Source organism: Streptomyces sp. V4I2, assembly GCF_030817655.1.
Taxonomy (GTDB): domain Bacteria; phylum Actinomycetota; class Actinomycetes; order Streptomycetales; family Streptomycetaceae; genus Streptomyces; species Streptomyces plumbiresistens.
This window is the reverse complement of record NZ_JAUSZM010000003.1, coordinates 4613511-4640427: the sequence shown is the minus strand read 5'-3', so window position 1 is coordinate 4640427 and position 26917 is coordinate 4613511. Positions and strand designations below refer to the sequence as shown.

Sequence of the window (26917 nt, the reverse complement as noted above, 5' to 3'; positions counted from 1 at the left end):
TCCGAAGTATCGGCTGTGCCCGAAGGTAAGAGCCGCTCCTGAAGTACTACGCGGCTCTCAGCTGAACCACAGCGCCCTCTTATCCGTGGACTCCATAGTGGAGGCCTCGTGAGGGCCACCCCCCCGTCCCCACGGGCTCCCCGCTCCGGTGCGTCTTCCCCCGTACGCACCGGGGCGGGGCTTTTTCGTGCCGGTCGCGTGCGATTTCCCCGCGAGTTGCCCGCCACTCTTTGTTCCGTTCGGAAACAATTTACTCTCGGTTCTGTCCATCCGGTGGTCGACCGGCTGGCCGATCGCCCGGAGCCGGTTAGGCTCGTCTCGCAGAACCCACCGCGGTCCTGCCGAACCGCGTCACATTGAAGAAGGAGATGCTCGTGCCGTCCATCGACGTCGTCGTAGCCCGGGAAATCCTGGACTCCCGAGGCAACCCCACGGTCGAGGTCGAGGTCGGCCTCGACGACGGCAGCACGGGTCGTGCCGCCGTCCCCTCCGGCGCCTCCACGGGCGCCTTCGAGGCCATCGAGCTCCGCGACGGTGACCCCAACCGCTACCTGGGCAAGGGCGTCGAGAAGGCCGTCCTCGCCGTGATCGAGCAGATCGGCCCGGAGCTCGTCGGCTACGACGCCACCGAGCAGCGCCTGATCGACCAGGCGATGTTCGACCTGGACGCCACCGACAACAAGGGCTCCCTCGGCGCCAACGCCATCCTCGGCGTCTCGCTCGCCGTCGCCCACGCCGCCTCCGAGGCCAGCGACCTCCCGCTCTTCCGCTACCTGGGCGGCCCGAACGCGCACCTGCTGCCCGTTCCGATGATGAACATCCTGAACGGCGGCTCGCACGCCGACTCCAACGTGGACATCCAGGAGTTCATGATCGCCCCGATCGGCGCGGAGTCCTTCTCCGAGGCGCTGCGCTGGGGCGCCGAGGTCTACCACACCCTCAAGAAGGTGCTGAAGACCAAGGGCCTGTCCACCGGCCTCGGCGACGAGGGCGGCTTCGCCCCGAACCTGGAGTCCAACCGCGCCGCGCTCGACCTCATCATCGAGGCCATCAAGCAGGCCGGTTACGTGCCCGGCGAGCAGATCGGCCTCGCGCTCGACGTCGCCGCGTCCGAGTTCTACAAGGACGGCAAGTACGAGTTCGAGGGCAAGTCCCGCTCGGCCGCAGAGATGACCGAGTACTACGAGGAGCTCGTCGCCTCGTACCCGCTGGTCTCCATCGAGGACCCGCTGTACGAGGACGACTGGGCCGGCTGGAAGGTCATCACCGACAAGCTGGGCGACAAGGTCCAGATCGTCGGCGACGACCTCTTCGTCACCAACCCCGAGCGCCTGGCCCGCGGCATCGAGGAGGGCTCCGCGAACGCCCTGCTCGTCAAGGTGAACCAGATCGGCTCGCTGACCGAGACCCTGGACGCCGTCGAGATGGCCCAGCGCAACGGCTTCAAGTGCATGATGTCCCACCGCTCCGGCGAGACCGAGGACGTCACCATCGCCGACCTCGCCGTCGCGGTGAACTGCGGCCAGATCAAGACCGGCGCCCCGGCCCGCTCGGACCGCGTCGCCAAGTACAACCAGCTGCTGCGCATCGAGGAGATCCTCGACGACGCCGCGGTGTACGCCGGCCGCAGCGCGTTCCCCCGCTTCAAGGGCTGAGCCGCAGCAGGGCTGAGCCGGCCAAGGCTGAGCCAAGCAGGGTTAAGCCTTAGCCAGTCGTACGTACGTCCCCGTACCGGTCCCGTACCGTGTGCGGGGACGTACGCACGTGTGAGACGGGAGGCGGGGAAACATGGCCGTGAAGGACCGGGACCGTTTCTCCACCGCGACCAGGATCAAGCTGCTCGGCGAGCAGACCGCGGCCCGTGTGTACCGCTCCCAGACCAAGCGGCAGGCCCGCCGCTCCCGGCTCACCGGACGGGCCGCGCTCCTCGCCCTGGTCCTGTGCACGCTGATCGTGGCCCTGGCCTATCCCATAAGGCAGTACGTGTCCCAGCGCGCCGAGATCGCCGATCTCGAGCAGCAGCAGGAGCAGGCCCGGCAGCGGGTCGAGCAGCTGCGCGACCTCAAGGCGCGCTGGCAGGACGACGCGTACGCGGAGCAGCAGCTCCGGCAGCGGCTGCACTATGTGATGCCGGGGGAGACTGGTTACATCGTCATCGACCCGGACGCGGCCAGGCAGTCGCGCACCGACCTCGGGGCGGCCGACCGCCCCTGGTACGCGAACGTCTGGGACGGCGTCGACAAGTCCGACGCCTCCGACAGCTGATCCGACGCCTCCAACCAGTGAACTGCCAGTGAACTGAGCGATAGAAAGACAGGCATGCAAACGCCCCCGCCCCCTACTCCGCGCACCGAGCCCACCGACGCGGACGTCGAGGCCTTCAAGCAGCAGCTCGGGCGTCCGCCGCGCGGTCTGCGCGCGATCGCGCACCGCTGCCCGTGCGGCGAGCCGGACGTGGTCGAGACGGCCCCCCGCCTCCCCGACGGCACGCCCTTCCCGACGCTGTACTACCTGACGTGCCCCAAGGCGAACTCCGCCATCGGCACCCTCGAGGCGAACGGCGTCATGAAGGAGATGACCGAGCGGCTGGCGACCGACCCGGAACTCGCCGCCGCCTACCGTGCCGCGCACGAGGACTACATCCGGCGCCGCGACGAGATCGAGGAGCTGAAGGGCTTCCCCAGCGCGGGCGGCATGCCGGACCGGGTGAAGTGCCTGCACGTCCTGGTCGCCCACTCCCTGGCGGCCGGCCCCGGGGTCAACCCGCTCGGTGACGAGGCGCTGGAGATGCTCCCTCAATGGTGGCGCAAGGGAACCTGCGTGACGCTTCCCCGGCCGCCGTCCGGTGAGGGCTGGCAGGTGGAGACGTCGGAGGACGGGGCGGGCCATTTCGCCTTCAAGCCGGTCGAGGGAGATGGCCGATGACCCGGGTCGCCGCCGTCGACTGCGGTACGAACTCCATCCGGCTCCTCGTCGCCGACGCCGACCCGGCGACCGGCGAGCTGGTCGACCTGGACCGCCGTATGACGATCGTCCGCCTCGGCCAGGGCGTCGACCGCACCGGACGGCTCGCCCCCGAGGCCCTGGAGCGGACCTTCGCCGCCTGCCGTGAGTACGCGGCGATCATCAAGGAGCACGGCGCGGAGCGCCTGCGCTTCGTCGCCACCTCCGCCTCCCGGGACGCGGAGAACCGGGACGAGTTCGTACGAGGGGTGCTGGACATCCTCGGGGTCGAGCCGGAGGTCATCACCGGCGACCGCGAGGCGGAGTTCTCCTTCACCGGCGCCACCAAGGAACTGACCGGCCGCGACGACCTCGCCAAGCCCTACCTGGTGGTGGACATCGGCGGCGGCTCGACCGAGTTCGTCGTCGGCGACGACCACGTGCGCGCGGCGCGCTCGGTCGACGTGGGCTGTGTCCGGATGACCGAGCGGCACCTGGTGAAGGACGGGGTGGTGAGCGACCCGCCGTCCGCGGAGCAGATCGCGGTGATGCGGGCCGACATCGAGGCGGCCCTCGACCTCGCCGAGCAGACGGTCCCGCTGCGCGAGGCGCACACGCTGGTGGGCCTGGCCGGCTCGGTGACGACGGTCTCGGCGATCGCCCAGGACCTCCCCGAGTACGACTCCACGGCCATCCACCACTCCCGCGTCACCCATGACCGCGTCCGCGAGATCACCGAGTGGCTCCTGCACTCCACCCACGCCGAACGCGCGGCCGTCCCCTCCATGCACCCGGGCCGCGTCGACGTCATCGCCGCGGGGGCCCTGGTCCTGCTCTCGATCATGGAGCGGATCGGCGCGGCGGAGGTCGTCGTCAGCGAGCACGACATCCTCGACGGCATTGCCTGGAGCGTGGCGGAAGAGCTCGCGTAGCACTCTGCTGAGCAGGCCGGATGCCCGTTTGAGCACACCCGAGGGGCCCTGGTGGGCCCCTCGGTGGCACTCCTCAGGGAAAGTTCGTGAAGTTCTTCACAAGGAATTCGGTCCAGTCGGAGGACGAAGGCGTCCCCGTTGACCCCTCCGGGGTTCCAACACCCCGGTGAACGTGTTCAAAAGAGGCGTGCGAGGGCGTTTCGCGGAGGAACCGGAAGGGTCTGTCGCGAGGGTCTCACGGAGGGGTTTCTGAGCCAGAGAGGCAGCTCACGCGGCATTGACAACGGCCTGCCGTACACGCTGGTTCCCACTCCGCGCCATGACGTGGATCACGCGAGCGGCGGAGGATAGCACACACCGCCAGGAAGCTTGTGAAGGGGCGCACGAGCGACCCCCCTGAGGCGGGTGGATACTCGATGGCATGAGCACCACGGAGCGTCCCAGGATCCTCGTAGTAGGCGGTGGGTACGTAGGCCTGTACGCAGCTCGGCGCATCATGAAGAAGATGCGCTACGGCGAGGCGACCGTCACGGTCGTCGACCCCCGGTCGTACATGACCTACCAGCCCTTCCTCCCCGAAACCGCCGCCGGCAGCATCTCCCCGCGCCACGTCGTCGTCCCGCTGCGACGCGTGCTGCCCAAGGCGGAGGTTCTCACCGGCCGGGTCACCACCATCGATCAGGACCGCAAGGTCGCCACGATCTCGCCGCTGGTCGGCGAGGCGTACGAGCTGCCCTTCGACTACCTGGTCGTCGCCCTCGGCGCGGTCTCCCGCACCTTCCCGATCCCCGGCCTCGCCGAGCAGGGCATCGGTATGAAGGGCATCGAGGAGGCCATCGGCCTGCGCAACCACGTCCTCGAGCAGCTCGACAAGGCCGACTCCACGAACGACGAGGAGATCCGCCGCAAGGCGCTCACCTTCGTCTTCATCGGCGGTGGCTTCGCGGGTGCGGAGACCATCGGCGAGGTCGAGGACATGGCCCGCGACGCGGCCAAGTACTACAACAACGTCTCCCGCGAGGACATGCGGTTCGTCCTCGTCGACGCCGCCGACAAGATCCTCCCGGAAGTCGGCCCCAAGCTCGGCCAGTACGGCAAGGAGCACCTGGAGAGCCGGGGCGTGGAGATCTACCTCTCCACCTCCATGGACTCCTGCGTCGACGGCCACGTGGTGCTGAAGAACGGCCTGGAGGTCGACTCCAACACCATCGTGTGGACGGCCGGCGTCAAGCCGAACCCCGCCCTCGGCCGCTACGGCCTTCCGCTGGGCCCCCGTGGTCACGTCGACTGCGAGCCGACGCTCCAGGTCAAGGGCACGGACTACATCTGGGCCGCGGGCGACAACGCCCAGGTTCCGGACATCGCCGCCCGCAAGGCCGGCGTGGAGAACGCCTGGTGCCCCCCGAACGCCCAGCACGCCCTCCGTCAGGCGCGGGTCCTCGGCGACAACGTGATCTCCGGTATGCGGGGCTTCCCGCAGAAGGACTACAGCCACGCCAACAAGGGTGCTGTGGCAGGCCTCGGCCTCCACAAGGGCGTCGCGATGATCGTCATGGGCAAGATGAAGATCAAGCTCAAGGGCCGTCTCGCCTGGTACATGCACCGCGGCTACCACGGTCTGGCCATGCCGACCTGGAACCGCAAGATCCGCGTCTTCGCCGACTGGACCCTCGCCATGTTCCTCAAGCGCGAGGTCGTCGCCCTCGGTGCCCTGGAGACTCCGCGCGAGGAGTTCTACGAGGCCGCCAAGCCGGCGCCGGTCGCCGCCGCGAGCAAGACCGAGAGCAAGTCCAAGGCCGCCGACAAGCCGAAGGCCGAGCAGGCCAAGGCCTCCTGACCTCCGGTCACTCCTGAGTTCCGGTCACCGAACGCCCCGAAGGGGCCGCCCGCCATCCGTGGTGCGGGCGGCCCCTTCGGCGCGTTTCGGCGCTCACGTCTGAGCATTGGCTGGACCAGCGAGGTCGGGTAGATACCGGAGTCCTTCTTCAGCCCGTCGACGAACGAGCCGAACGCGGCAGCGCTTACCGTGAACCCGCTCTGGCCGGAGGCTTTGGAGTCGCGTATGCCCACTCGCGGCAAGGAATGGGCCACCTCCACGCACTTGTTGTCTGCTGCGCTGTAGCTGCTCTTGAACCAGTTTCCGACTCTGAACCAGGCGGCGGCATCGTCAGTTCGCCGTGGTCTCCGCAGGGAGGAATCGTCGCCCTCATACTGGGTGCGGGAGGTGCCATGACTCATCAGACGATGAGCCCGCGACCTCGCCACCAGTTCACGGCGAAGTTGGTTACCCGGCAGCTGGACGAGCAGCTTACGGAGGGCTTTTTCGCCTTCGAGGGGACCGACACGGACGACGAGGCCCTGGGAAAGCTGCGTGTCCCGGACATCCTCGTCTGGACCGGCGATGCCATGCAGACGGACGACCCGCTCGACCCCCCACGAGATCGTCCTGGCGATCGAGATCGTCTGGCCGTCGAACCCCGAGAACGACTACGAGCACAAGACCCGCGACTACCCCGCCATGGGCATCCCCCACTACCTGGGTCTCGACCCGCGTGACGGAACATGGACGTACCAGTGGCAGATCGGCCGTGCCGAGGGCCGGCCCGCCTACGAGAACCGGCTGCACCTCCCGCTACAGCGCGATGGACATGGGCCTGACCCCGGAACCCGAACAGCCGTGACGTCACTCTTTGTGATGACGATCACCGATTACGGCGGCTACCGTGGACCGGCAGGCCGAGAATCCCGCCCATGGGAGGAATGATGACCGCCGAGCCCCTTGCCGAGCCGACCGCCGAGCCCGGCTGCCGCTGGCCGGTGCCGCCCCGGGACGGATACACCGTGGACGACCTGTTCACGTTGCCCGACCTCCCGCCGCACACCGAGCTGATCGACGGGAGCCTGGTTTTCGTGAGTCCGCAGCGGTATTTCCACAGCAAGATGATCGACCTTCTGGTGGCCGGTCTGCGCCGCACGGTCCCCAAGGAGATGAAGGTCGTCCGCGAGATGACCGTCGTTCTCGACCGCCGCAACGGCCCCGAGCCCGATATCTCGGTCGTCCGCGCCGAAGCCGTCACCAGCGGGGAGCAGACCCGGTTCCAGGCCGCCGACGTCCTGCTCGCCGTGGAAGTGGTCTCCCCCGACTCCGAAGCCCGCGACCGCGACACCAAGCCCCACAAGTACGCCGCCGCCGGCATCCCGCACTTCTGGCTGGTCGAGACGACCGGGGCGAGCCGGAGCCCCGTGGTCCGTGCGTACGAGTTCGATCCGGTGTCCAAGGCCTACGACCTCACCGGCACCCACCGTGTGCTGCTCAAGGTCGACGTCCCCTACGACATCGACATCGACATCACCTCGGACGCGCTCGACGCGCTCTGACGGTCCTGCCGAAGACTCGCCGAAGACTCATGGCCTGTGCACACATTTTGCTCAGCTGTAACGCGAACGAGGGACTGCGCCCCGGCCTCGCAGGTGTTTACGTGGGTAAGGGACATTTCGGGATCCCTCGTCACGGAGGTTGCGCCATGGCAGATGCCGCGCTGCGGCTGAAGAGCCTCGTTGAACAGTTGCTGGGTGTACCGCTACCGGTGCGCATCCGCGCCTGGGACGGTTCGCAGGCGGGGCCGCCGGGCGCGCCGACACTCGTGGTGCGTAATCGGCGGGCTGTGCGGCGGTTGCTGTGGAAGCCCGGCGAGCTGGGCCTCGCCCGTGCCTGGGTCGCCGGGGACCTGGACATCGAGGGGGACCTCTACGCCGGCCTCGACCTGATGTCGGGGCTCATCTGGGAGCGCGACGAGGACGCCCGCAGCCTCGCCCAGGCCCTGCGCGACCCCGAGGTGCGGGCCGCCGTACGCGGACTCGTCGCCCTTGCCGGACCCCCGCTGCCGCCGGCCCCGCCCCGCGAGGAGATCCGCAGACCCCGCCGCCATCTGCACACCAAGCGCAGCGACAAGCGGGCCATCAGTCATCACTACGACGTCGGGAACGATTTCTACGAGATCGTCCTCGGGCCGAGCATGGTGTACTCCTGCGCCTACTGGCAGGCCCCGGAGTCCGAGGGCGGCACCCTCGAAGACGCCCAGCGCGACAAGCTCGAACTCATCTCCCGCAAGCTCGGCCTGAGCCCCGGCCGGCGCCTCCTCGACGTCGGCTGCGGCTGGGGCTCCATGGCCATCCACGCCGCCCGCGAGCACGGCGTGAGCGTCGTCGGGATCACGCTCTCCCAGGAGCAGGCCGCGTACGCCCGTAAGCGGGTCGCCGACGAGGGACTCACCGACCGGGTCGAGATCCGCGTACAGGACTACCGGGATGTGGCCGACGGGCCCTACGACGCGATCTCCTCCGTCGGGATGGCCGAACATGTCGGCTCCGAGCGGTACTTGGAGTACGCCGAGGTGCTCCGCCGGCTTCTCAAGCCCGGTGGGCGGCTGCTCAACCATCAGATCGCCCGGCGGCCCCACCGGGAGGAATCGGCGTACAACGTCGACGAGTTCATCGACTCCTATGTGTTTCCGGACGGAGAGCTCGCCCCCGTCGGTACCACCGTCACCCAACTCGAACGCGCCGGGTTCGAGGTGCGGGACGTCGAGTCGATCCGCGAGCACTACGCCCTCACGCTGCGCCGCTGGGTCACGAACCTGGAGGGGGAGTGGGCGCGTGCGGTGCGGCTCGCCGGTGCCGGGCGGGCCCGGGTCTGGCGGCTGTACATGGCCGCCTCCGCGCTCGCCTTCGAGCACAACCGCATTGGCGTCAACCAGGTCCTCGCGATCCGGACCCCCGAGTCCGGCGACTCGGGGATGCTTCTGCGGTCCCGTACCTGGAACTGAAGCAGACAAACAAGCAGAACAAACAAGCAGAACAAACAAGCAGAACAAACAAGCGGGGCCCGTCGCCACCGGCTACGGGCCCCGACTGCCGTACCGCTACTCCGACTTGATCGCCGCCAGCATGTTCAGCCGTCCCGCCCGCCGGGCCGGCCACAGCGCCGCCAGGACGCCCACCGTCGCCGCCAGGAGCAGGAAGACCGCCATCCGGGCCCACGGCAGGACGAGTTCGTACGTCGCCAGGCTCGAGCCGAGGAGTTCGCCGGCCGCCCAGCCGAAGAACACGCCCAGGCCGATGCCCAGGACCCCGCCGAAGAGGCAGATGACCAGGGACTCCAGGCGGACCATCCGCTTGATGCCCCTGCGGTCCAGGCCGATCGCGCGGAGCATGCCGATCTCCTGGGAGCGCTCGAAGACCGACATGGCCAGGGTGTTGATGACACCGAGGACCGCGACGAGGACGGCCATGGCCAGCAGGCCGTAGAGCATGTTCAGCATCAGCGTGAACATCTGCGCGATCTCGTCGGAGAGGTCCTTCTTGTCCTGGACCTTGATGGCCGGGTTGGAGCCGAGGGCCTTCTCCAGCTGGTCCTTCGTCGCGCCGGACGTGCCGTCGGACGTCTTGACCATGACCTGCATGTCGGCGGGGTCCGACTGGTGCGGGGAGAGCGTGGCGTTGTCCAGGATGATGCCCTGGATCATCTCGTTGCCCTCGTAGACCCCGGTGACGGTCAGCTTCTGCTTCTTGCCGTCCTCGTAGGAGACGGTGAAGCCCGAACCGGCCTTCCAGCCGTGGGACGTGGCCGTCTTGTCGTCCACGACGACCTGCGTGCCGCCCACTTTGAAGGCGCCGCTGTCGATTTTGAGGTCGGTCAGCTCGCCGATGGTGCTGCCCGTGACGCCGGTGAGGTACTCGGTCTCGCCGTCGATGCGGGAGGGCGCGTTGCGCAGCGGGCTGGTGGCGGTGACGTCGTCGATCCGGCCCAGCTTCTTCTCGACGTCCGGCGACAGCTCGTTGCCGTTCGCCATGGACACCACGTAGTCGGCCTTGATCGCGGACGCCGCCATCTTGTCGATCGACTTCTGCAGGCTGCCCGCCATCACCGTCATGCCGGTGATCAGGGTGAGGCCGATCATCAGCGCGGAGGCCGTGGCGGCCGTACGGCGCGGGTTGCGCACCGAGTTCTGGCGGGCCAGCTTGCCCGAGACGCCGAAGACGCGCAGGACCGGTGCCGCGGCCGCGATCAGCGGGCGGGACAGCAGCGGGGTGAGGATGAAGACGCCGATGATCAGGAGGACCGCGCCGAGGCCCATCGGGGCCTGGCCGTCCGAGCCGGACATCGTCGTCGCCGCGAGGACGACCGCGATGCCCGCGCCCGAGAAGAGCGCGCCCAGCGTGTTGCGCAGCACCAGTGACTTGGTGGTCGCGGCGGCGTACAGGCTGCTCATCGCCGCCACCGGCGGGATCTTCGCGGCCCGGCGGCCCGGCAGCCAGGCCGCCAGCATGGTGACGAGGACGCCGACCGCGAGGGCCGCCCCGACCGTGCCGGGCGTGATGATCAGCGGTCCGTCCGGGACGGTCGCGCCGAGCGAGCCCATCAGCGACCGCAGCCCCGCCCCGATGCCGATACCGGCGGCGAGGCCGGTCACCGCGGCGACCACGCCCACCACGAACGCCTCGATGAGGACCGAGCGGGTGACCTGCCGGCGCGAGGCACCGACGGCCCGCAGCAGGGCCAGTTCCTTGGTGCGCTGGGCGACCAGCATGGTGAAGGTGTTGGCGATGATGAACGTACCGACGAACAGCGCGATGCCCGCGAAGACCAGCAGGCCCTGCTTCAGGCCGGACATCGAGGAGGAGATCATCTCCGCCTGGCTGTCCGCCAGTTCCTGTCCGGTCGTGGTCTCGACGGTGTCCTTCGGCAGCGCCTTGTCCAGTTCGGCCTTCAGTGCTGCCTGGCTGACACCCGCCTTCGCCCTGACGTCGATCTGGTCGTACGTGCCCGTCTTGCCGAACAGCCGCTGGGCCGTGGCCGTGTCGAAGAGGGCGAGGCTGCCGCCGGCGGCGACGTTGCCGTCGTCGGTGGTGAAGATGCCGGTGATCTTCGGGTCGAGAACCGGGCCGTCCACCGACAGCCGTACGGTGTCGCCGACCTCGTACCCGGCCCGCTTCGCGGTCTTCGAGTCGATGAGGACCTCGCCCGCACCGCTCGGCACCTGCCCGCTGACGAGCGGATAACGGGCGTCCTTGGTGCCCCAGTAGTTCCCGCCCTGCGACTGGAAGCCGCCGCCGATCAGCTTGCCGTCCTTGTCGGCGATGGCGGTGAAGCCGTTGACCACGCCGATGGCGGAGGCGGCCCCCGGCACCCTCGCGCTCTCGTCGAGCAGCGACTGCGTCAGCTCGGCGGTCTTGCCGACCGTGTCGCCCTTGTCCTCCTGGGTCTCGGGCTCCACGGCCACGTCGACCTGGTCGAAGCCCTTGGCCGAACTCTTCTGGTACGCCTCGGAGATGGTGTTGGTGAAGACCAGGGTCCCCGACACGAAGGCCACGCCGAGCATCACGGCGAGCACGGTCATGAGCAGTCGGGCCTTGTGCGCGAACACGTTGCGCAGGGCGGTACGGAACATCAGCTGGTACGGCCCTTCGCGTCGAACTGCTTCATGCGGTCGAGGACGGACTCGGCCGTGGGCCCGTACACCTCGTCGACGATGCGCCCGTCCGCCAGGAACACCACGCGGTCCGCGTACGCCGCCGCCACCGGGTCGTGGGTCACCATCACCACGGTCTGCCCGAGCTCCCGTACGGAGTTGCGCAGGAAGCCCAGCACCTCGGCGCCGGAGCGCGAGTCGAGGTTTCCGGTCGGCTCGTCGCCGAAGATGATGTCGGGCCTGGAGGCCAGGGCGCGGGCCACGGCGACGCGCTGCTGCTGGCCGCCGGACAGCTGGGAGGGGCGGTGGCCGAGCCGGTCGGCGAGGCCTACCATCGCGATCACCGAGTCCAGCCACTGCTTGTCCGGCTTGCGGCCCGCGATGTCCATCGGCAGCGTGATGTTCTCCAGGGCCGTCAGGGTCGGCAGCAGGTTGAACGCCTGGAAGATGAAGCCGATCTTGTCCCGGCGCAGCTTGGTCAGCTGCTTGTCCTTCAGGGACCCCAGCTCGGTCTCGCCGATGCGCACCGAACCCGAGGAGAAGGTGTCCAGACCGGCCACGCAGTGCATCAGCGTGGACTTGCCGGACCCCGAGGGACCCATGATCGCGGTGAACTCGGCCTGCCGGAAGTCGACGGAGACCCGGTCGAGGGCGACCACCTGGGTCTCGCCCTGTCCGTAGATCTTCGACAGATCCGTGGCACGCGCGGCCACGGCGGTGGCCCGGCCGGCGATGGATGCGGTGGTCACGAGAAGGCACTCCCCAAGAACGATGGGTTGGTCGGAGGGACGACATCCATCGTCCGGGCCGCGAGCCGCCGTGTAGTCAGCCGCTGCTCCGGTTCCGCAGGGGGACTCGGGTCGGACCACACTCCGCGGTGTCATACCTGGGGATGACGGCGGTCCCTGACGGGTGTTGTGCAGAGAACAGGTGGAGCCCCCTCGTTCGGACGGTGAAATTCCGTCATTCCGCAGGCGCGGTCGAGGGGCACGCGCAAGGCTATTGGCAAGTGCGGATGGCCTGTTCCGGGTGCTGATGCTCCCTCAGGCGTCAATAAAATAAGACAACATGGGTCCGCCCGGCCGATGTTCGGGGGATGTCTCCCGATAGGCTCGGAACCTCGATGCGGAGCCCATGGCCTGCCCGGATGGTGGAATGCAGACACGGCGAGCTTAAACCTCGCTGCCCCTTCGCGGGCGTGCCGGTTCAAGTCCGGCTCCGGGCACTTCGGGAACCTGCACCCTCCATTGAAGACTTCACCGCACGACCGTTGACAGCGGGCGCGTGCGGTCGGAAACTCATGTCTGAAAGTGAGTGAAATAAACTTCACCACGCGAACATGCGGACACGCGACAAGCGGATACGCGAACACGCGAAGACCCGGAAACACGGAGGCTGGTCGATGCGCACCACCGTCGGCATCATCGGAGCGGGCCCCGCCGGCCTCCTCCTCGCCCGGCTGCTCCACAACGCCGGCATCGACTCGGTCGTCCTGGAGAGCCGCGACCGCGCCTACGTCGAGCACCGGCAGCGGGCCGGAATCCTGGAGCAGGGCACGGTGGACGTCCTGCGCGCGGCCGGCGCCGGGGAGCGCATGGACCGCGAGGGCCTGCGCCACGACGGCATCGAGCTGCGGTACGCCAAGAAGCGCCACCGCGTCGACTTCCCCGCCCTCACCGGCGGCCGGTCGGTGATGGTCTACGCGCAGACCGAGGTCTGCAAGGACCTCATCGCCCTCCAGCTCAAGGAGGGCGGCCCGCTGCTCTTCGAGGCGGAGGCGCTGGCCGTCGAGGGCGCCGACACCGGCAGTCCGCGCGTCCGCTTCCGGCACGAGGGGGTCGAGGACGTCCTGGAGTGCGACTACGTCGTCGGCTGCGACGGCTTCTGGGGCGTGGCCCGCAAGGCGGTCCCCGCCGCGCTGTCCCGGACCTTCGAACGGACGTACCCCTTCGGCTGGCTCGGCATCCTCGCCGACGTCCCGCCCTCCCACGACGAGCTGGTCTACGCCCACCACGACCGCGGGTTCGCCCTCCTGTCCATGCGCACCCCGACCGTCTCCCGCCTCTACCTCCAGGTGCCCGAGGGCACCGACGCCGAGGCGTGGCGCGACGAGGACATCTGGGCGGAGCTGGAGCGCCGCTTCGAGACCGCCGACGGCTGGCGCCTTCAGCGCGGCCCGATCACCCAGAAGTCGGTCACCCCGATGCGCTCCTACGTCCACGAGCCCATGCGGCACGGCCGCCTCTTCCTGGCGGGGGACGCGGCGCACATCGTGCCGCCCACGGGAGCCAAGGGCCTCAACCTGGCCGTCGGGGACGTCGTCACCTTCGCGAGGGCACTGACGTACGAGAAGGAGACCGGCTCGGCCGAGCTGCTCGACGCCTACTCCGCGACCTGCCTCGGCCGGGTCTGGCAGGCCGAGCGGTTCTCCTACGACATGACGACCCTCCTGCACCGAGCCCCCGACGCCACCGCCTTCGAGGACCGCCTCCAGCTGGCCCGGCTGGAACGGCTCGCGTCCTCCCGGGCCGCCGAGACCGACCTGGCCGAGGGGTACACGGGGTTCCCGTTCGGGTGAGGCCCGCCGTGGCCGGGAATCAGCGGGCCGCGTAGCGTGTTGGCGAGCACGACGAGGGAAAGATCCTCCCCAAGCACTAGGGTCATTCCTTTGCCTACCTATTACTCTTGAGCCAAGGCCCACACACACGGTGGCCATGGAGGAGTGAAATGAGGAGCAGCAACCCGGTCTTCTCGCGACGGGGGTTCAGCCGCGACAACGGCTACGCGGGCTTCAACACCGCGCCGCAGGCCGGGAGCGCAGCTGTGGGTACGCAGGGCAACCCGTACGCGCAGCCGCAGGCCGGCAACCCGTACGCGCAGAACCCGTACGCGCAGCAGGATCTTCAGCACGGAGCACCGCCGCAGGCCCCGGTCACCACCCGGGGCATGACGATCGACGACGTCGTCCTGCGCACCGGCACCACCCTCGGCGTCCTGATCGTCACGGCCGCGCTCGCCTGGGCACTGCTGCCCATCGACGACGCGAACATCAGCCGTTCGTACGGCATCGGTATCGGCGCCGCGCTGATCGGCATGGTCCTGGCGTTCGTCCAGTCCTTCAAGCGCAAGGCCTCGCCCGCGCTGATCCTGGCGTACGCCGCGTTCGAGGGCGTCTTCCTCGGCGTCCTGTCCAACATCGTCGACAACCGCATCGCCGACGGTGCGGCCATGCAGGCCGTGATCGGCACCATGGCGGTCTTCGCCGGTGTGCTGGTGGCGTACAAGGCAGGCTGGATCCGCGTCAACCGCCGGTTCTACGGCTTCGTGATGGCGGCCGCGCTCGGCTTCATCCTGCTGATGATGGTGAACCTGCTGTTCGCCGTCTTCGGCGGCGGTGACGGCCTCGGCTTCCGCAGCGGCCCGCTCGGCGTGATCTTCGGCGTCGTCGGCATCCTGCTCGGCGCCTGCTTCCTCGCCCTGGACTTCAAGCAGGTCGAGGACGGCATCGCCTACGGCGCTCCGCGCGAGGAGGCGTGGCTGGCGGCCTTCGGGCTGACGCTGACGCTGGTGTGGATCTACATGGAGTTCCTGAGGATCATCGCGATCCTCAACAGCAGTGACTAGCGCGTGCAGCGGTAGTCGCGAGTAGCGGCGAAAGGGCCCCGGGTTTCGTCCCGGGGCCCTTTGTCGTGGTGCGCGCCTAGGCGAAGTTGCGCGCGGCCCTCCTCAGGTCGTACTCGTGAACGATGGCCTTCGCGTGGCCGTACGCGAGGTTGTGTTCGTGCCGGAGCCAGCTGACCTTCTCCTCGAAGCGGAAGAGGGAGGGGCCTTCTTCGACGGTGCGGAGCCAGTCGGACACTTCACGACCGGTGCAGTGGGGGATGCGGGCGAGCATGTTGCGGTGGGTCTCCTCGGAGAGGACGTGGGACATCGGCGCCTCCGGACGCAAAGGGGATGTAAGCCGGTCCTTCAGGTCACCGTGCCTGAGCGTTCGCCCGTTGGCAACAGTCCCGGTGGGGCGCGTAGTGCCTTTTCGGGCGGATCGGGCCGAGGAGCGAGCGGCGGAGACCTGTCCGGCGCGGCAGATGTGCGTGCCGGACCCGGCGCCGCTGGCATGATCCGCCGCAGAGGCCCTACGCTCGCGACGTGGTGGATACGACGCGTCTGTGCCGTGCGGTGGATCACTTTGCCGATCGCCTTCGGGCCGCTCCGCAGAGCCGGTTGCAGCGGGGCGCTGCCGCCGAGGCTCTGGGGCTGGCCAGGGAGTTCGCCCGATGGGCGCAGGAGGTGGAGGCGCCCGGGGCCGAGCCTCGGGAGATGCCGGATGCGGGGATGTTCGCTGCCGCCGACCAGATCACCGTCGCCGTGCACGACCTGGCCCTCGTCCTCACGGACGAGGGCCAGGTCGATGATGCTGTGCGGCTGGTGGAGGAGGCGCAGAAGCGGGCGGGCGTCTGAGCCGGCGTCTGAGCTACAGGGACGCTATGACGCGGTCGGCCAGGATGTAGACGTTCTCCTTGCCGCACGCGAACGTCAGCGTGTACGCGCCCGAGATGCCCGAGCCGCCCAGCAGCGTCGGTGTCTCGCCGGCCTGCAGGGCCGAGGCCAGGCGCTCCGCTGTCTCGCGGTGGCCGGGGGTCATGCACAGGGTGGTGCCGTCGGCGAAGACGTAGACGTCCAGGGTGCCCAGCGGGCCGGGGCGGACGTCGGCCAGTTCGACCTGGGACGCCGCCAGCTCCTCCAGCGTGGCCACCGTGCGCTCGTGGTCGTTCACGACCGGGGACGAGACCGGGACGAAGTCCGGGTGGGAGGGGTGGCGGCGGCGGGCCGCGGCCAGTTCCGCGGACTCCTCGGCGTCGGTGCCGTGCTCGGCGACCGGCTCCAGGGGCTCCAGGCCCACGAAATCGGCCTGCCGGGGCAGGAACAGCTCGCTGTCGGGCAGGCCCAGCAGCGAGGGCGCGTCGGAGGCGTCACGGGCCTCCTGCGCGGCCCAGAAGGCCCGCGCCTCGGCGAGCTCGCGCTCACGTTCCTCGGCGAGGGCCTCGGCCACGGCGGCGCGTATCTCGTCGACGTCGGCGGAGTGGCGGGCGGCCGGCACACGACCCCGCGCGGCGGCGGCGTTGCCCTTGGCGAGCTCGGCGTGCAGGGCGGCCACCTGCCGGCGCAGCACCATGAGGGTGCGCAGGACGGCGACGCCCACGGCGCCCGTGGCGGCCGTGGTGACCAACAAGGCGATCGGCATGGCGCTCACTGACGTACTCCCGGTTCAAAGTCGACCCCCGACTTCCTACATCAGCTTGAAGGGCGGACTATCCAGCTGTCAGTGCGTAACGTCACGAAACGGACAGGACTTTGGATCCGGGGGGTGTTACTGAAGTGGTGCTGACCTGCGCGAATCCCTTTCCGAGGGAGATAGGTCACATCCTGGGTGAGATTGGATCACAAATCGGCCCAGAACCTGGGGATTCCACGGTTCTGGGCCGACCTGTGACGCTCTGTCTCCGTGCAGCTACAGCGAGTTGGTCAGCTCAGGCGCTCGATGACCATCGCCATGCCCTGGCCGCCGCCGACGCACATCGTCTCCAGGCCGAACTGCTTGTCGTGGAACTGGAGGGAGTTGATGAGCGTGCCGGTGATGCGGGCGCCCGTCATGCCGAAGGGGTGGCCCACCGCGATGGCACCGCCGTTGACGTTCAGCTTGTCGAGGTCGATGCCGAGCTCGCGGTAGGAGGGGATCACCTGGGCGGCGAACGCCTCGTTGATCTCGACCAGGTCGATGTCGGCGATGCCCAGGCCCGCGCGGCGCAGCGCCTGCTGGGACGCCTCGACCGGGCCGAGGCCCATGATCTCGGGGGACAGGCCGGAGACGCCGGTCGACACGATGCGGGCGAGCGGGGTCAGGCCGAGCTCGCGGGCCTTGGTGTCGCTCATGATGACCAGCGCGGCGGCGCCGTCGTTCAGCGGGCAGCAGTTGGCGGCGGTGACCATGCCGTCGGGGCGGAAGACCGGCTTGAGGCCCTGGACGCCCTCCAGGGTGACGCCGGCGCGCGGGCCGTCGTCCTTGGCGACGACCGAGCCGTCCGGGAGGGTCACCGGGGTGATCTCGCGCTCCCAGAAGCCGTTCTTGAGGGCTTCCTCGGCGAGGTTCTGGGAGCGGACGCCGAACTCGTCCATGTCCTGGCGGGTGACGCCCTTCCAGCGGGCGAGGTTCTCGGCGGTCTGGCCCATCGCGATGTAGGCGTCCGGCACGAGGCCGTCCTCGCGCGGGTCGTGCCAGGTGGTGCCCTCCTGCTCCGCGACGGCGGCGGTGCGGGCCTCGGCCTCGGCGAAGAAGGGGTTGCGCGTGTCCGGGAGGCTGTCGGAGTTGCCCTTGACGAAGCGGGAGACCATCTCGACACCGGCCGAGATGAACACGTCGCCCTCGCCGGCCTTGATGGCGTGCAGGGCCATGCGGCTCGTCTGCAGCGAGGAGGAGCAGTAGCGGGTGACCGTGCAGCCGGGGAGGTGGTCCATCCCCATCTGTACGGCGACGATCCGCCCGAGGTTGTTGCCCTGCTCGCCGCCGGGCAGGCCACAGCCGAGCATCAGGTCGTCGATGTCCCTCGGGTCCAGCTCCGGGACCTTGGCGAGCGCGGCCTGGATGATCGTGGCGGTCAGGTCGTCCGGGCGCAGGTCCTTCAGGGAGCCCTTGAAAGCGCGGCCGATGGGAGAGCGGGCGGTCGAAACGATGACGGCTTCGGGCATGACGGCTCCATTGGCGTACGGGGGTTGTGCAGGGCTGTGTGGGAAGTTACCCGTACGTATGGCCAGGGTCACGCTTCGCGCGGTGTGACCCTGGCCGCAATTTACTAAGCGCTTGCTTGGGTCTCCGGTTCGACGGCCGCCACCCGCCGCCGGCGACGCCGCTTGAGCAGTGCCCACGGCCCCTTGGGCCCCGTCGACATCGCCGCCGTGACCTCCGTACCGGCCTCGGACGCGGCCTCCGCCGCGGCTCGTGCCACCGGCAGGAAGCCCTCGCGGCGCGAGGCGTCCGGACGCTCCTCCTCGGCCGGCCACAGGCCCAGCGCGGCGCACACCGTCGGCAGGACGGCCATCGCCGCGGTGGCGTAGCCCTCCGCCGAGGGGTGGTAGTTGTCCGGGCCGAACAGTTCACGCGGGTTCGCCGCGAACTCGGGGCCCAGCAGATCGCCCAGCGAGACCGTACGGCCGCCCTGCTCGACGGCGCCGATCGTCTGGGCGGCCGCCAGCTGCCGCGAGGCCCTGCGGGCCAGCCAGCGCAGCGGCTGCTGCACGGGCGCGACCGAGCCCAGGTCGGGGCAGGTGCCGACCACGACCTCCGCGCCGGCCGTGCGCAGCCGTCGTACCGCCGCCGCCAGATGACGTACCGAGCGGGTCGGCGGCATCCGGGTGGTCACGTCGTTCGCGCCGATCATGATCACGCAGATGTCGGGGACCGGGGCCTGGTCCGCCAGGACCAGCGCCACCTGGCGGTCCAGGTCGTCGGAGGTCGCCCCGGGGAGGGCGACGTTACGCAGGACCACCGGGCGTTCCGCCACCGCCGCCAGCCCCGACGCCAGCAGCGCGCCCGGTGTCTGGCCGCTGCGGCGCACGCCCTGGCCCGCGGCCGTGGAGTCCCCCAGCATCACCAGCCGCAGCGGCGGTTCGCCGGGGGTGGTGTAGCCACTGCCGTACCGGCCCTCCGCCTGCGGGACGTGCGGCGACGTCCCGTTGCCCACCTGGCGCTTGGCGAGCTGGACCTCCGCCAGTAACAGACCCATGGCCGCCGCGCCGACCAGACCGATCCCACCGCCGCCGTACGCGGCTCCGGCCGCGATCCGCCGGGCCACCCTCGCCCTCGACATCCTCGTCATGCGTCGCCGCCACCTCCTCGTGTCCGTACATCCACTCCTTGCCCCGTACGGACCGTCGCCCAATCTCAACGGGGAGTGAACGACCGTCACGGTCCCCGAAGAAGCCATAGGCTGGCGGAACCAATCACCACCATTTCTTTTGCAAGCATCCGGAGACAAACGGTGCAATTCCACGACTCGATGATCAGTCTCGTCGGCAACACCCCGCTGGTGAGGCTCAACAGCGTGACCAAGGGCATCAGGGCGACCGTCCTGGCCAAGGTGGAGTACTTCAACCCGGGCGGATCGGTGAAGGACCGCATCGCCCTGCGCATGATCGAGGCGGCGGAGGAGAGCGGCGCGCTCAGGCCCGGCGGCACGATCGTCGAGCCGACCAGCGGAAACACGGGCGTCGGGCTGGCCATCGTGGCCCAGCGCAAGGGGTACAAGTGCATCTTCGTGTGCCCCGACAAGGTGAGCACCGACAAGATCAACGTGCTGCGGGCGTACGGCGCCGAGGTCGTCGTCTGCCCGACCGCCGTCGACCCGGAGCACCCCGACTCCTACTACAACGTCTCCGACCGGCTGGTCCGGGAGACGCCGGGCGCGTGGAAGCCCGACCAGTACTCCAACCCGAACAACCCGCTCTCCCACTACCACTCGACCGGCCCCGAGCTGTGGGACCAGACGGAGGGGAGGGTCACCCACTTCGTCGCGGGCGTGGGCACGGGCGGCACCATCTCCGGTACCGGCCGCTACCTGAAGGACGTCAGTGACGGTCGGGTGCAGGTCGTCGGCGCCGACCCCGAGGGCTCCGTCTACTCGGGCGGCTCGGGACGGCCGTATCTCGTCGAGGGTGTCGGTGAGGACTTCTGGCCCACCGCCTACGACCGGTCCGTCGCCGACGAGATCGTGGCTGTGTCGGACAAGGACTCCTTCCAGATGACCCGCCGGCTGGCCAAGGAGGAGGGCCTGCTGGTGGGCGGCTCCTGCGGCATGGCCGTCGTCGCGGCACTGAAGGTCGCCGAGCCGCTCGGCGAGGACGACGTGGTGGTCGTCCTCCTGCCCGACAGCGGGCGCGGCTACCTCAGCAAGATCTTCAACGACGAGTGGATGGCCGACTACGGCTTCCTGGAGGACGAGGGCCCGAGTGCCCGCGTCGCCGACGTCCTCAACGACAAGGAGCACGGCGCCATGCCGTCCCTCGTCCACATGCACCCGGACGAGACCGTCGGCCAGGCCATCGAGGTGCTGCGCGAGTACGGCGTCTCGCAGATGCCGATCGTCAAGCCCGGCGCCGGTCACCCGGACGTGATGGCCGCCGAGGTCGTCGGCTCCGTCGTCGAACGCGAGCTGCTCGACGCCCTGTTCACCCAGCGCGCCTCGCTCGACGACCCGCTGGAGAAGCACATGTCCGCCCCGCTGCCCCAGGTCGGCTCCGGCGAGCCGGTCGGCGACCTGATGTCCGTACTGGGCGCGGCCGACGCGGCCATCGTCCTCGTCGAGGGCAAGCCCACGGGAGTCATCAGCCGGCAGGATCTGCTGGCGTTCCTGGCCAAGGGCGGGAAGTAGGGCCTGTCCGGCGGATCAGGTCGCAGGAAATCGGCGGCGACTGATCAGACCCCGCGTCTGCGGCATGATCCGCCGGACAGGGCCCTGGGCGGGAAACGTGCGGTGAACGGCCCGTGTCCACGGTGAACTTGCGGTCGGGTGCCCGAATGGTGGACTTCGCAGAAGTGGTACGAGGGCGTCACGTCCGCGCAGCACACGCTTAACACGGGTCCGGCACATTAGTGGTTGTCGGCAGGGCGGGAGCGGCTCCCCGCCCCGGCCGACACCGTAAACGGCGTCACGGACCTCCGGAGCGGCTCCCGGACCTCCACAGACGCCTAGGACGCGGAGTCTGGCCCTGACCCGGCCCGCGTCCCTCGCGGGGACCGCCGTCGTCCCGCCCCCCGGTAACGGGGGTGCGGCGGTCCCCGCGCATAGCCTTTTCAGCGGGTTCACCTCGGCAGGTCTTGCTCAGCAGGTTCTCCTCAGCGGACCCGAGTGGTCGCCCAGCTTCCCAGCAGCGCCAGCCGCTCCGCCGTCTCCGAACCGGGTTCCGGCGTGTAGATCACGATCGTCTGCTCCGGGTCCGTCGGTACCGTGAGCGTCTCGTACGGGAGGGTGAGCAGGCCCGCCACCGGGTGGCGGACGCGTTTCACCCCGAACCTGCACTCCGTGACCTCGTGGTCCGCCCACAGCCGGCGGAAGTCCTCGCTCTTGAGGGAGAGTTCACCGATCAGTGCGGCCATCCCGGAGTCGTCGGGGTGGTGGCCCGCGTTCAGGTGCAGGTGGGCGACGTTCTGCGCGGCCACCGCCGCCCAGTCCGGATAGAGGTCACGGGTGGCGGGGTCGAGGAAGATCTGACGGGCGACGTTGCGCTCGCCGGTCGCCATCCGGCTGAAGCCGCTCAGGGCGTCGCCGAGGGCGTTCCAGGCGAGGACGTCCAGGCGGCGGCCGAACACGAACGCCGGGAAGCGGTCCATGCCGTCCAGGATCAGCTGGACGCCGGGGCGGACGCGGGGCGCTGCGGGGCGGCTGCTTTTCGTCCGGCGTGGCCGGGCCACCGTACGCAGGTAGGCGTGCTCCGTCTCGTCCAGGTGCAGGACGCGTGCGATCGCGTCCAGGACGGCGTCCGACACGGACGGCCCACGCCCCTGCTCCAGCCGGATGTAGTAGTCGACGCTCACCCCGGCCAGTTGCGCCACCTCCTCCCGGCGCAGTCCGGGGACCCGGCGCCGCCCGTACGAGGGGAGCCCCACCTCCTCGGGCTGGATGCGGGCCCGACGTGAGCGCAGGAAGTCTCCGAGTTCGCCGTCCATGGTGTGAGCCTAGGCGAGGGGCGGGACCGGAGCCTGGTACTGGCAGACCCAGGAAAAGCTCATCCCTGGGTGGCCGGGGCGGGGCGGACGAGGGTGGGTGTCGTCGCCGGACGGACCGGCGGAGACCGAACACCCGAGGAGTCCCTCATGTCGTACGAGAACCTGGCCGGACGTACCGCCGTCGTCACCGGTGCGGCCAGCGGGATCGGCGAGGCCGTCGCCGTGCTGCTGGCCGCTCAGGGGGCGCGGGTCGCGCTGCTGGCCCGGCGCGCCGAGCGGCTGGAGGCGATCGCGGAGAAGATCCGGGCCGAGGGGGGACAGGCGCTGGCCGTGGTCGCGGACGTCACCGACGACGCGTCGGTGCAGGCGGCCACGGCCCGGATCCACGAGGCGTACGGGCCCGTCGACCTGGTCGTCAACTCGGCCGGCGTCATGCTGCCCAACCCGGTCGAGGCGGGGCGCATCGACGAGTGGCAGCGGATGCTCGACACGAACGTCACCGGCGTCCTGCGGGTCGTCCGCGCCTTCACCGGCGACCTGGCGGCGGCGGCCGCGGAGGGACGTACCGCGGACCTGGTGAACATCTCGTCCGTCGCCGCGCACGTCACGTACCCCGACTACGCGGTGTACGGCGCCACCAAGGCCGCGCTGACCCATTTCTCCCAGTCGCTGCGCACCGAGTTCGGACCGCGTGACGTCCGGGTCACCAACGTCGAGCCGGGGCTGACGGACACCGAGCTGAAGTCCCACATCGACAACGCGGAGCTGTCCGGGCAGCTGGACGGGATGTTCGACGCTCTGGGCGGGCTGGCTTCCGAGGAGGTCGCCGATGTGGTGGCCTACGTGGCGAGCCGGCCGCGGCGGGTCAACCTGGGGCAGATCACGGTGCTGCCCACTCGCCAGGTCTGAGCCTCCGGCGGCCGGTCAGTCCTCCCAGTCGCTGTCCTGGGACGACCCGCGCCGCCGGCCACCTCGGAAGAGGCCCGGGTTGGTGCGGGCGACCTGGACGGCGTTGACCCCGACGATGCCGATCCAGGCGACGAGCAGACCCGGGAGGTTGGCGACGCCGCCGCCGATCGCGGACAGCGGGATCGCCAGGACCAGCGAGACGATGCCGAAGCCGAAGCGCTCGCCCCAGGAGTCGGTCGGCTTCGGCGACCGGGAGCCCCGGGCCGTCACCATCTGCTGCTCGGCCATCTGCCGGCGCACTCGGCGCTCCACGGCGCCGTCGATCCGCTGGTCGACCTTCTCCAGGAACGAGTCGACCAGCGCGGACTCGTACTCCACGCCCAGTTCCCTGCGCGCCTGCAGGGTGGCGTTGAGTTCCTTCTTGATCTCGGTGTCCCGCGCATCCATTCCGGTCATGCGATCCACGGTAGGGAGCCGGGGCGCCTGTCGCACTGGGGTTAGCCCCCCTGTTGAGGAGGGGGTGTTCAGGCCCGCCTGGTCAGCCCGTGCTGCTCGGCGTACGCGTTCGCCACGTCCTCCGGGTCCTTCTTGTCCTTGTCGACCTGACGGTTGAGCTCGGTGAGGTCTTCCGTGGTCAGGACGTTGCCGAGCCCGGCGAGGGCCTTGCGGACCGTGGAGTCGGCCTTGCGGTCGGCGATGAGGGGGACGACGTGCTGGCCGGGGATGAGGTTCTTCGGGTCGGACAGCACGACCCAGTCGTTGGCCACGATGTCGGTGTCCGTGGTGAAGAGGTTCGCCACGTCCACGTCGCCCTTCTTCAGGGCGCCCTTGACCAGCGGGCCGGAGGAGTCGAGGGACTTGAACTCCTTGAACTCCACCCCGTACACGTCCTTCAGGCCGATCACGCCGACCTCGCGCTTCTTGACCTCGGGCGCGGCGCCGATGACCAGCTTGCCGTTTTGCTTCTTGAGGTCGGCGAGGGAGGTCAGGCCGTACTTCTTCGCCGTCTCCTGGGTGACGGCGAAGGCGTCCGAGTCCTCGGCCATGCCGTACGGCAGCACCTGGAGGCCGGCGGGGAGGGCGAGGGCGAGGGCGTTCTGCATCTCGCCCTCCTCGGTGGCCGTCGCCTTCGGGGCGAGGTAGTGCAGGAGGGCGCCCTGGTACTCGGGGAGGAGGTCGATGTCGCCGCCCTTGAGGGCGGGGATGAGGATCTCGCGGGTGCCGAGGTTGGGGCGGACGGTGGTCTTCACGCCGGCCGCTCCGAGGACGGCCGCGTAGAGGTAGCCCAGCACCTGGTTCTCGGTGAAGTTGGCGGTGCCGATGGTGACCCCGCCCTTGCTGGAGCCGCTGCCGCCGGAGGTGGAGCCCTGGCTGTCGAGGGACGTGATGCCGCTCGCGCAGGAGGAGAGGGCGGGGACGGAGGCGGCCGCGAACAGGCCGCCGAGGAGGGTACGACGATTCATGGCGGGGTTCCCTAGGCGGTGCGGTGGCGGAAGAGGAAGCGCTGGAGGCCTGCCAGGCCCAGGTCCAGGACGACGGCGACCGCGGCGACCAGCACCGCGCCGCCGAGCACCTGCACGAGGTCGCGCTGGGCGAGGCCGTCGAAGACGTAGCGGCCCAGGCCGCCGAAGGAGACGTAGGCGGCGATCGTGGCCGTGGCGACCACCTGGATGAGGGCCAGGCGCAGGCCGGTCATGATCAGCGGGAGGGCGAGGGGCAGCTCCACGTGGAGCAGGACTTGGTGGCCGCGCATCCCCTGCCCGCGTGCCGCGTCTTTCACGTCCGGGTCGACGGCGGTCATGCCGGCGTAGGTGTTGGTGACGATCGCCGGGACCGCGAGGGCGACCAGGGAGACGTACACCGGGGTCATGGACAGGCCGCTGGCCAGGAAGACCAGGACGACCAGACCCACGGTCGGCAGGGCGCGGCCGAAGGACGCCAGGTTGATCGCGAGGAACGCGCCGCGGCCGGTGTGGCCGATCAGCAGGCCCAGCGGGAGGCCGATGGCGGTCGCGATGAGCGTGGCCAGGAGGGAGTACTGGAGGTGCTCGGCGAGGCGGTGGGCGATGCCGTCCGAGCCGGACCACTGGGTGCCGCTGGTCAGCCAGCTGCCGAGGTTGGAGAAGAGTTCGTACATCTCAGGCTCGCCGCCTCTTCCACGGGGTGAGGACGTACTGGAGGGCGACCAGCAGCGCGTCCGCGACGACGGCGAGGAGGAGGGTGAGGGCCACTCCCACGATCACCGGGGTCGGGTAGTTGCGCTGGAAGCCGTCGGTGAAGAGCTGGCCGAGGCCGCCGTCGCCGATGTAGGTCGCGACGGAGACCAGGGAGATCGACATGACCGTCGCGATCCGGACGCCCGCCATGATCACGGGGAGCGCGAGCGGGAGTTCGACGGTGAGGAGCGTGCGCAGGGGGCGGGTGCCCATCGCCTTCGCGGCCTCCTTCGTCTTCGCGGGGACCGAGTCGAGGCCCTCGACGGTGTTCCGGAGCAGGACGACCAGGGTGTAGACCGTCAGGCCGATCACGGTGGTGGTGCGGGTGAGGCCGCTGATCGGCAGCAGCAGCACGAAGATCGCGATCGACGGGATCGTGAACAGGACGTTCGACGCGCCGAGCAGGAACCCGCGCAGGAAGCGGACCCGGTGGGCGACCACCGCGAGCGGGAGCGAGATCAGCAGGCCGAAGAAGACCGCGGTCAGGGCCGCCTGGAGGTGGGAGACCGTGAGGGTGGTGAGGTCGTCGGTGTGGCCGGATATCCACGACCAGTCGATGGTCATGCGGCCGCACCCGTCCTGGCGCGGGCGTCGGTGTGGGCCTGGCCGGCGTGGGTGTGGATGTCGTCGCGGGACGAGACGCCGGTGAGGACGCCGGCCGCGTCGACCCGGGCGATCAGGCCGCCCGGCGAGGCGACGCACTCGTTGAGGGCCGCGAGCAGGGAATCGTCGTCCTTGAGCGGCCGTACGGGGATCTCGGCGTCCTTCGACGCCCAGTGCAGCGGCTTGCGCGCCTCGTCGAGGACGAGCGTCCAGGCGCCGCCCTCGGGGGCCGGGCCCTGCGGGACGTCCGCGAGGGTCTTCAACGAGAGCAGCTTGAGGCCGCGCTCGGCGCCCAGGAAGTCGGCGACGAAGTCGTCGGCGGGGCGGGCGAGGAGCTCGGAGGGGGTGGCGCACTGCACCAGGTGGCCGCCGGTGCGGAAGATCGCGATCTGGTCGCCGAGCCGTACCGCCTCGTCGATGTCGTGCGTGACGAAGACGATGGTCTTGCTCAACTCCTTCTGGAGCCTGAGCAGTTCGTCCTGGAGCTGGGTGCGCACGACCGGGTCGACCGCGCCGAACGGCTCGTCCATGAGGAGCACCGGCGGGTCGGCGGCGAGCGCGCGGGCGACGCCGACGCGCTGCTGCTGGCCGCCGGAGAGCTGGTGCGGGTAGCGGCGGCCGGCCTCGGCGGTCAGGCCGACGGTGTCGAGGAGCTCGGCCGCCCGGGCCCTGGCCCTGCGGCGGCCGTGGCCGAGCAGCAGCGGCACGGTCGCTATGTTGTCCAGCACCGTACGGTGCGGAAAGAGGCCCGACTGCTGGATGACGTACCCGATGGAACGGCGCAGGTCGGCGGCGTCCTGCCGCGTGACGTCCCGGCCGCCGACTCGGATGGTGCCGGAGGTCGGCTCGACCATCCGGTTGATCATCCGCAGGGTGGTCGTCTTGCCGCAACCGGAGGATCCGACGAGGACGGTCACGCCGCCTTCCGGCATGTCGAGGGTGAGGTCGTGGACTGCTGTCGTGCCGTTGGGGAAGCGCTTGTGGACCGCGTCGAACTGGATCATGAGTTGTCCCTTGCCCGGCTGTATAACGTCATGCAGAGTTCTCGGTAGGTGAATAGCTTGTCAACGCCTTGGTGTTAATCCGAGGTAACGGATGACCGATAAGCAAGATCAGCTGTCCGGA

The 26917-nt window shown here is 69.7% G+C and carries 26 protein-coding genes and 1 tRNA gene; 14 read left to right on the top strand and 13 right to left on the bottom strand.

Going from position 1 to position 26917, the window contains the following annotated elements; all coding sequences use genetic code 11:
- Positions 1–368 precede the first annotated feature (368 nt).
- From eno to QFZ76_RS21800, 5 genes are all read left to right on the top strand, one after another.
- On the top strand, positions 369–1655 hold the full coding sequence (eno, locus tag QFZ76_RS21820; protein WP_307675317.1) for a phosphopyruvate hydratase: 1287 nt from the start codon (positions 369–371) through the stop codon (positions 1653–1655).
- A 133-nt stretch (positions 1656–1788) separates the two neighbouring features.
- Positions 1789–2265, top strand: coding sequence for a septum formation initiator family protein (locus QFZ76_RS21815; RefSeq protein ID WP_307675316.1), 477 nt, complete (start codon positions 1789–1791; stop codon positions 2263–2265).
- A gap of 54 nt (positions 2266–2319) precedes the next feature.
- Entirely contained in the window at positions 2320–2925 is a 606-nt protein-coding gene (locus QFZ76_RS21810) for a DUF501 domain-containing protein (RefSeq protein ID WP_307675315.1), read from the top strand.
- The gene (locus QFZ76_RS21805; protein WP_307675314.1) at positions 2922–3875 is read left to right on the top strand and encodes a Ppx/GppA phosphatase family protein; all 954 of its coding nucleotides are present in this window, start codon (positions 2922–2924) and stop codon (positions 3873–3875) included. The genes QFZ76_RS21810 and QFZ76_RS21805 overlap by 4 nt, the downstream gene beginning before the upstream one ends.
- A gap of 421 nt (positions 3876–4296) precedes the next feature.
- Entirely contained in the window at positions 4297–5712 is a 1416-nt protein-coding gene (locus QFZ76_RS21800; RefSeq protein WP_307675313.1) for an NAD(P)/FAD-dependent oxidoreductase, read from the top strand.
- Here QFZ76_RS21800 and QFZ76_RS21795 read toward each other — a convergent pair.
- Entirely contained in the window at positions 5610–6113 is a 504-nt protein-coding gene (locus tag QFZ76_RS21795; protein ID WP_307675312.1) for a DUF397 domain-containing protein, read from the bottom strand. The two genes, QFZ76_RS21800 and QFZ76_RS21795, sit on opposite strands and share 103 nt — an antisense overlap.
- Positions 6114–6276: 163 nt before the next feature.
- Between QFZ76_RS21795 and QFZ76_RS21790 the strand changes: the two genes are divergently transcribed.
- From QFZ76_RS21790 to QFZ76_RS21780, 3 genes are all read left to right on the top strand, one after another.
- The gene (locus tag QFZ76_RS21790; protein WP_307675311.1) at positions 6277–6639 is read left to right on the top strand and encodes a Uma2 family endonuclease; all 363 of its coding nucleotides are present in this window, start codon (positions 6277–6279) and stop codon (positions 6637–6639) included.
- Positions 6639–7253, top strand: a complete 615-nt coding sequence (locus tag QFZ76_RS21785) for a Uma2 family endonuclease (protein WP_307680098.1) — start codon at positions 6639–6641, stop codon at positions 7251–7253. The genes QFZ76_RS21790 and QFZ76_RS21785 overlap by 1 nt, the downstream gene beginning before the upstream one ends.
- Before the next feature lie 146 nt (positions 7254–7399).
- Positions 7400–8701: a cyclopropane-fatty-acyl-phospholipid synthase family protein gene (locus QFZ76_RS21780; protein WP_307675310.1), complete on the top strand. Its 1302-nt coding sequence runs from the start codon at positions 7400–7402 to the stop codon at positions 8699–8701.
- 96 nt (positions 8702–8797) lie between these two features.
- Here the strand turns inward: QFZ76_RS21780 and QFZ76_RS21775 are convergent, their stop codons facing one another.
- Both QFZ76_RS21775 and QFZ76_RS21770 read right to left on the bottom strand, forming a co-directional pair.
- Positions 8798–11326, bottom strand: coding sequence for an ABC transporter permease (locus QFZ76_RS21775; RefSeq protein ID WP_307675309.1), 2529 nt, complete (start codon positions 11324–11326; stop codon positions 8798–8800).
- On the bottom strand, positions 11326–12096 hold the full coding sequence (locus QFZ76_RS21770; protein WP_307675308.1) for an ABC transporter ATP-binding protein: 771 nt from the start codon (positions 12094–12096) through the stop codon (positions 11326–11328). Before QFZ76_RS21770 ends, QFZ76_RS21775 begins: the two co-directional genes overlap by 1 nt.
- A gap of 392 nt (positions 12097–12488) precedes the next feature.
- Here QFZ76_RS21770 and QFZ76_RS21765 point away from each other — a divergent pair.
- From QFZ76_RS21765 to QFZ76_RS21755, 3 genes are all read left to right on the top strand, one after another.
- Positions 12489–12572, top strand: a tRNA-Leu gene (locus tag QFZ76_RS21765).
- A 177-nt stretch (positions 12573–12749) separates the two neighbouring features.
- Positions 12750–13925, top strand: coding sequence for a 4-hydroxybenzoate 3-monooxygenase (locus tag QFZ76_RS21760; RefSeq protein ID WP_307675307.1), 1176 nt, complete (start codon positions 12750–12752; stop codon positions 13923–13925).
- A 149-nt stretch (positions 13926–14074) separates the two neighbouring features.
- Positions 14075–14971, top strand: coding sequence for a Bax inhibitor-1/YccA family protein (locus QFZ76_RS21755; RefSeq protein ID WP_307675306.1), 897 nt, complete (start codon positions 14075–14077; stop codon positions 14969–14971).
- Between the two features lie 76 nt (positions 14972–15047).
- On the opposite strand, the gene QFZ76_RS21750 is transcribed toward QFZ76_RS21755, so the two are convergent.
- Positions 15048–15278 (bottom strand): DUF4287 domain-containing protein, encoded by a 231-nt coding sequence (locus QFZ76_RS21750; RefSeq protein WP_266438476.1) that lies wholly within the window; start codon positions 15276–15278, stop codon positions 15048–15050.
- A gap of 245 nt (positions 15279–15523) precedes the next feature.
- On the opposite strand from QFZ76_RS21750, the gene QFZ76_RS21745 reads away from it, so the two are divergent.
- The gene (locus QFZ76_RS21745) at positions 15524–15805 is read left to right on the top strand and encodes a hypothetical protein (protein WP_307680097.1); all 282 of its coding nucleotides are present in this window, start codon (positions 15524–15526) and stop codon (positions 15803–15805) included.
- 13 nt (positions 15806–15818) lie between these two features.
- On the opposite strand, the gene QFZ76_RS21740 is transcribed toward QFZ76_RS21745, so the two are convergent.
- The 3 genes from QFZ76_RS21740 to QFZ76_RS21730 form a co-directional block, all read right to left on the bottom strand.
- On the bottom strand, positions 15819–16589 hold the full coding sequence (locus QFZ76_RS21740; protein WP_307680096.1) for a hypothetical protein: 771 nt from the start codon (positions 16587–16589) through the stop codon (positions 15819–15821).
- Between the two features lie 281 nt (positions 16590–16870).
- A complete protein-coding gene (locus tag QFZ76_RS21735) occupies positions 16871–18091 on the bottom strand; it encodes an acetyl-CoA C-acetyltransferase (RefSeq protein WP_307675305.1) in 1221 nt (406 codons plus the stop codon).
- A gap of 104 nt (positions 18092–18195) precedes the next feature.
- Positions 18196–19218 carry an SGNH/GDSL hydrolase family protein gene (locus QFZ76_RS21730; protein WP_307675304.1) on the bottom strand — a complete coding sequence of 341 codons (1023 nt, stop codon included), beginning with the start codon at positions 19216–19218 and terminating at the stop codon, positions 18196–18198.
- Between the two features lie 162 nt (positions 19219–19380).
- Here QFZ76_RS21730 and QFZ76_RS21725 point away from each other — a divergent pair, with 162 nt between their 5' ends.
- Complete coding sequence (locus tag QFZ76_RS21725) at positions 19381–20769, top strand: cystathionine beta-synthase (RefSeq protein ID WP_307675303.1); 1389 nt, start codon at positions 19381–19383, stop codon at positions 20767–20769.
- Between the two features lie 464 nt (positions 20770–21233).
- Here QFZ76_RS21725 and QFZ76_RS21720 read toward each other — a convergent pair whose 3' ends face one another.
- Positions 21234–22064, bottom strand: a complete 831-nt coding sequence (locus tag QFZ76_RS21720) for a helix-turn-helix transcriptional regulator (protein WP_307675302.1) — start codon at positions 22062–22064, stop codon at positions 21234–21236.
- Between the two features lie 147 nt (positions 22065–22211).
- On the opposite strand from QFZ76_RS21720, the gene QFZ76_RS21715 reads away from it, so the two are divergent.
- The gene (locus tag QFZ76_RS21715; protein WP_307675301.1) at positions 22212–22973 is read left to right on the top strand and encodes an SDR family oxidoreductase; all 762 of its coding nucleotides are present in this window, start codon (positions 22212–22214) and stop codon (positions 22971–22973) included.
- A 15-nt stretch (positions 22974–22988) separates the two neighbouring features.
- On the opposite strand, the gene QFZ76_RS21710 is transcribed toward QFZ76_RS21715, so the two are convergent.
- The 5 genes from QFZ76_RS21710 to QFZ76_RS21690 form a co-directional block, all read right to left on the bottom strand.
- Positions 22989–23420 carry a hypothetical protein gene (locus QFZ76_RS21710; RefSeq protein WP_307680095.1) on the bottom strand — a complete coding sequence of 144 codons (432 nt, stop codon included), beginning with the start codon at positions 23418–23420 and terminating at the stop codon, positions 22989–22991.
- 77 nt (positions 23421–23497) lie between these two features.
- Positions 23498–24436, bottom strand: a complete 939-nt coding sequence (locus tag QFZ76_RS21705; protein ID WP_307675300.1) for an ABC transporter substrate-binding protein — start codon at positions 24434–24436, stop codon at positions 23498–23500.
- Positions 24437–24447: 11 nt separating this feature from the next.
- Positions 24448–25110 carry an ABC transporter permease gene (locus tag QFZ76_RS21700; protein WP_307675299.1) on the bottom strand — a complete coding sequence of 221 codons (663 nt, stop codon included), beginning with the start codon at positions 25108–25110 and terminating at the stop codon, positions 24448–24450.
- Position 25111: 1 nt separating this feature from the next.
- Complete coding sequence (locus QFZ76_RS21695) at positions 25112–25753, bottom strand: ABC transporter permease (RefSeq protein ID WP_307675298.1); 642 nt, start codon at positions 25751–25753, stop codon at positions 25112–25114.
- Complete coding sequence (locus QFZ76_RS21690) at positions 25750–26796, bottom strand: ABC transporter ATP-binding protein (RefSeq protein ID WP_307675297.1); 1047 nt, start codon at positions 26794–26796, stop codon at positions 25750–25752. Before QFZ76_RS21690 ends, QFZ76_RS21695 begins: the two co-directional genes overlap by 4 nt.
- Between the last annotated feature and the right edge of the window lie 121 nt (positions 26797–26917).